We start from the raw sequence: 4,984 nt of genomic DNA, 5'->3' as shown, positions 1-4,984 counted from the left end.
GTGATGCTCCAGATCACCGACTATGTGATGCGATTCGCCCCCGTCGCCGTCTTCGCCGCGGTGACTGCGACCGTCGCCCAACGCGGCCTCGGCATCCTCGGCACGTTCGGCTATTTCATGGGCAGCTTCTATATCGGCCTCGTCATCCTGTGGGCGTTGCTGATCGGCGTCTGCTTCCTGATCGTCGGCAGCCGCACAGGACTCCTCGTCCGCTATATCCGCGACCCGATCGTGCTGGCTTTCTCGACCGCCTCGTCGGAAGCCGCCTACCCGCGCACGCTTGAGGCACTCGACCGCTTCGGAGTGCCGCCTCGCATCGCCAGCTTCGTGCTTCCGCTCGGCTATTCGTTCAATCTCGACGGGTCGATGATGTACATGACCTTCGCGTCGATCTTCGTCGCACAGGCCTATGGCATCGAGCTCAGCCTCGGCACGCAGATATTGATGCTGCTGACTTTGATGATCACGTCCAAGGGCGTGGCCGGCGTTCCGCGGGCGAGCCTGGTGGTGATCACCGCGACGCTTGCGCAGTTCAATATTCCCGAGGCGGGCCTGCTGCTGATCCTGGCCGTGGACCACTTCCTCGACATGGGCCGGTCGGCCACCAACGTGGTCGGCAATGCGGTGGCGAGCGTGGTGGTCGCCAAGTGGGAAGGCCAGCTCGACCCTCTCGAGCCGGCGGAGATCGAGCCCGCAAAGGCGCCCGCGCACGTGCCGCCGCCCCGGCCCGGCGACGAACCCTTCTAGTCAGGCATAGGCATAGGGGCCGCCCCGCGCGAGCGCGGCTCCGTAGGCGGGGCGGGCGTGGATCCGCTCCAGCCAGTCGGTGAGGTTGGGCCGGCTCCCATCGAGCCCGCCGCGGGCGCGCGACGCTTCGAGCGGAAAGCTCATCATGATGTCGGCGGCGGTGAAGGCGTCCCCGGCGAACCAGTCGCGGCTGCCGAGCTCGGTCTCGAGCCAGTCGAGGTGGGTGTCGAGCATCTTCTGGACCGGCGCCTTTGCAGGCTTGCCGAGGATGCCGAGGCGGCCGACCACAAGCAAGGCGAGCAGAGGCGGCATCATCGAGCCCTCCGCATAATGGAGGAACTGGCGGTAGCGGAGGAAATCGTCCCGGTTGCCAGGAGCGCCGAGCTTCCCGCCCGCCTTGTCGACGAGATATTCGACGATCGCTCCGGTCTCGGCGACGATGCAGCCATTGTCGTCGATCACCGGCGACTTGCCGAGCGGGTGCACCTTCCTGAGCTCCGGCGGCGCGAGCATGCTCTTGGGATCGCGCTCGTAGCGGCGGACCTCGTAGTCGAGCCCGAGCTCCTCAAGCAGCCACAGCACGCGCTGCGAGCGCGAATTTTCGAGATGATGGACGATGATCATGGGCTCTCCCGCTGGCCCGCCGCCGCTAACACAGAGCCGCGCCAAGGTTGAAATGGAACTTCCCTTGTCCCACTTCGTCCGGCACCGACACCCCTCCGAAAACGAAAGCGAGTTTGATGGCCGACCGCGTGGCGCAGGTTGAGGCAAAGCCGTGGAGCGGCCCCGGGATGCGCGAGTTCGTTGCGCTGATGGCGGCGCTGATGGCCTCGAACGCGCTCGCGATCGATTCGATGCTGCCCGCGCTTCCCGCGATCGGCGACGCCCTGGGGGTTCTGGAGGAGAATCGCCGGCAGCTGGTGATTACCGTCTACCTGCTCGGCTTCGGCGTTGCGCAGCTGATCTATGGCCCGCTTTCGGACCGCTATGGGCGGAAGGGCCTGCTCGTGATCAGCCTCGTCCTCTACGCCGTCTTCGCGCTTCTCTCCGGCATCGCATCGAGCTTCACCTTGCTGCTTGCGGCCCGGACCATGCAGGGCGTCGCCGCGGCATCGACGCGGGTGCTCGTCGTCTCCGTCATCCGCGACCGCTACGCCGGATCCGGAATGGCTCGGATCATGTCGATCGTGATGATCGTGTTCATGATCGTGCCGGTGCTTGCGCCCTCGTTCGGCCAGGGGATGCTGGCCTTTTCGACTTGGCGGCACATCTTCATCATCCTCGCCGTCTATGGCGGCATGCTCGCGCTCTGGACCCTCATCCGGCTGCCGGAGACGCTTGCGCCCGGGCACCGGCGGCCGCTGTCGCTGGGAGCGATCCGGGAGGCGGCGCTGGAGACGCTGAGGATCCGCCAGTCGATCGGCAACACGGTCGCTCAGACCTTGCTGATGGGCGCGCTGTTCGCCTTCATCAACTCGATCCAGCAGATCGTGTTCGATGTCTTTCGCCGCCCCGAGCTGATCGGCATCGTCTTCGCCTGCATCGCGGGGCCGATGGCGTTCAGCTCCTATGCGAACTCGCGGCTGGTGATGCGGTTCGGATCGCGGCGGCTGCTTCTGATCGCCCTTTCCGCCTTCACCGGCGTCGCCTTCATCCATCTCGCCGCGGCCGAGGCGATGGGCGAGAGCATCTGGATGTTCGTCGTCATGCAGGCGGCGACCATGTCCTTCTTCGGCCTGATCGGCGCCAATTCGGGCGCGCTTGCGATGGAGCCGCTCGGCCATATCGCCGGCACCGCTTCGTCGGTGCAGGGCACGATCACGACCATCGGCGGAGCGCTGATCGGCTTCACGATCGGCCAGCAGTTCAACGGGACGACCCTGCCATTCCTCCTCGGCTTCACCCTGTGCGGCGCCTCGGCGCTTGCGATCGCCTTCTGGGCCAACCGTCCACCCGCCGAGGACACGCACGACCGGGCCGAGGTGGAGGTTCAGGAAACCGCCGCCCGGCCCGGCTGAAGTTCACACTAGGGTCACACCCAGGAGCCTTCGAACGCGAGGGACTTCCCTACAGATCGTCGTCGGCGCTCGGCCCGGTCATCAGGGCTTCGGCCACTTCCTCGGTCTTGCCGCGGATCGCCGCCTCGAGCCGCTGGGCGAGCTCCGGATTGTCGCGCAGATAGTTCTTCGCATTCTCGCGGCCCTGCCCGATCCGGATCGAATCGTAGCTGAACCAGGCGCCCGATTTCTCGACGAGGCCTGCCTTGACGCCGAGATCGAGCACTTCGCCGATCTTCGACACGCCTTCGCCGTACATGATGTCGAACTCGACCTGCTTGAACGGCGGCGCGACCTTGTTCTTGACGACCTTCACCCGCGTCGTGTTGCCGATGATATCGTCCCGGTCCTTGATCTGGCCGGTGCGGCGGATGTCGAGGCGGACGGAGGCGTAGAATTTGAGCGCATTGCCGCCGGTCGTCGTCTCCGGATTGCCGTACATGACGCCGATCTTCATCCGGAGCTGGTTGATGAAGATGACGAGACAGCGCGACTTGGAGATGGAGCCGGTGAGCTTCCGAAGCGACTGGCTCATCAGGCGGGCCTGGAGGCCGACATGGCTGTCGCCCATCTCGCCCTCGATCTCGGCCCGCGGAACGAGCGCGGCGACCGAATCGACGACGAGAACGTCGATCGCGTTCGAGCGGACGAGCGTGTCGGTGATCTCGAGCGCCTGCTCCCCCGTGTCGGGCTGCGAGACGATCAGCTCATCAATGTTGACGCCGAGCTTCTTGGCATAGACCGGGTCGAGCGCGTGCTCGGCATCGACGAAGGCCGCGGTGCCGCCATTCTTCTGCGCCTCGGCAATGGCGTGGAGCGCGAGCGTCGTCTTGCCCGAGCTCTCCGGCCCATAGATTTCGACGATCCGGCCGCGCGGAAGGCCGCCGATGCCGAGCGCGATGTCGAGCCCAAGCGAGCCGGTCGAGATCGCCTCGATCTGCATCGCCTCGCGCGATCCGAGCTTCATCGCCGAGCCCTTGCCGAAGGCGCGGTCGATCTGGGCGAGCGCTGCATCGAGCGCCTTTTGCTTGTCCATGTTGTCTGAAGATCCAACGACTTTGAGAGATGCCACCATGGCCAAGCTCCTCGTAGATTGCCCGCGCCGTTCGTTCAACGCATGAGTAGCCATGTACCGCATCTGTTCCGCCGGAACAAGTAGGAAACATCCTATTCCGCATCCTATTTTGCGGAAGCGCGGTCCTCCGCCCGTTCGATCGCGGCAAGAGCATCGTCCATTGCCTGCTGAAAGGCCGAGCGCTGGTAGATGTCGTTGTGGGTGGCGCCTTCGACCGTGCGGTTGAAGACGAGGTTGGGAACGGCCGCCGCCAGCGCCTGCGCACGGGCGGGCGGGATGAGGGTGTCATTGCCGGCGACGATCAGCGCCACCGGCACGTGGGAGCTGCTTAGGTCCTCGGCCGGGTTCATCCGGTGGCGGAGGAAGAGGCCGACGGGAAGCCAGGGATAATGGCCGCGGCCGACGGCGGCGAGCGAATCGAACGGCGTTGCGAGGATCGCTCCGGCGATCTTGCGGCGGCTCGCGAGGTGCGCTGCGACGGCGGAGCCGATGCTCAGCCCGACCGCGACGATCGGGCGGCCGCCGAACCGTTCGGAGACGAAATCGTGGATCAGCGGAGCATCGGCCAGCAAGGCCGCTGCGCCCGGGCTGCCGGTGCTTGGCCGGTAGCCGCGATAGTGGAAGGCGACGATGTCGGCGTGGGGATAGACGCCGTGGAGGTACGAAGCACAATCTTCGGCATTCCACGCATTGCCGGCGAAACCGAGAATGACGGGGCGCTCGGTGCCGCTCCTGGCGCGCGGTGGGATGTGGACTCCGTGCAGCCGGTTGCCGTCGGCAGTATCGAGTTCCAGCCGCTCCGAGCCGGGCGGAAGCGGCCCGGCGTCCCATACCGCCCGCGCCGGGAAGATGAGCGCGGTCTGGGCGAAGAAGAAGGCGATCAGGATCGCCGCGTAGACGAGGCCGAGGAGAAGGAGGAGCTTCAGGGCCCACATGGGCCGAAGCTCAGGCCTTGGCGCCGCAAGCGGCGCTCAGGGCCGGTTCGATCGCGTCGATCGTATAGGGCTTGGCGAGCACCGTCGCTTCGGCGTGCTCGGGCGGCGGCGGCGAGATGTGGCCGCCGGTGGCGAGAATGAAGGGGATGCCCTTCTCGTTCAGCCGGTCC

Annotated in this window: 5 protein-coding genes; 2 read left to right on the top strand and 3 right to left on the bottom strand. The window is 66.1% G+C overall.

Annotated elements, in window-relative coordinates; genetic code table 11:
• The coding region (locus VF662_RS02745) for a dicarboxylate/amino acid:cation symporter (protein WP_464137423.1) at positions 1–747 on the top strand (747 nt) is incomplete at its 5' end.
• Here VF662_RS02745 and VF662_RS02740 read toward each other — a convergent pair.
• A complete protein-coding gene (locus tag VF662_RS02740; RefSeq protein WP_464137420.1) occupies positions 748–1,371 on the bottom strand; it encodes a glutathione S-transferase family protein in 624 nt (207 codons plus the stop codon).
• 116 nt (positions 1,372–1,487) lie between these two features.
• Between VF662_RS02740 and VF662_RS02735 the strand changes: the two genes are divergently transcribed.
• Positions 1,488–2,765 (top strand): multidrug effflux MFS transporter, encoded by a 1,278-nt coding sequence (locus tag VF662_RS02735; protein ID WP_464137417.1) that lies wholly within the window; start codon positions 1,488–1,490, stop codon positions 2,763–2,765.
• 49 nt (positions 2,766–2,814) lie between these two features.
• Here VF662_RS02735 and recA read toward each other — a convergent pair whose 3' ends face one another.
• Together recA and VF662_RS02725 are read right to left on the bottom strand one after the other, a co-directional pair.
• Positions 2,815–3,879: a recombinase RecA gene (recA, locus tag VF662_RS02730; protein WP_464137415.1), complete on the bottom strand. Its 1,065-nt coding sequence runs from the start codon at positions 3,877–3,879 to the stop codon at positions 2,815–2,817.
• A gap of 104 nt (positions 3,880–3,983) precedes the next feature.
• Positions 3,984–4,814 carry an alpha/beta hydrolase gene (locus VF662_RS02725; RefSeq protein ID WP_464137413.1) on the bottom strand — a complete coding sequence of 277 codons (831 nt, stop codon included), beginning with the start codon at positions 4,812–4,814 and terminating at the stop codon, positions 3,984–3,986.
• Between the last annotated feature and the right edge of the window lie 170 nt (positions 4,815–4,984).

It is taken from the genome of Allosphingosinicella sp. (genome assembly GCF_036387215.1).
Classification (GTDB): Bacteria; Pseudomonadota; Alphaproteobacteria; order Sphingomonadales; family Sphingomonadaceae; genus Allosphingosinicella.
Note: the sequence above shows the minus strand (reverse complement) of the source record. Positions and strands in the feature narration are given on the sequence as shown.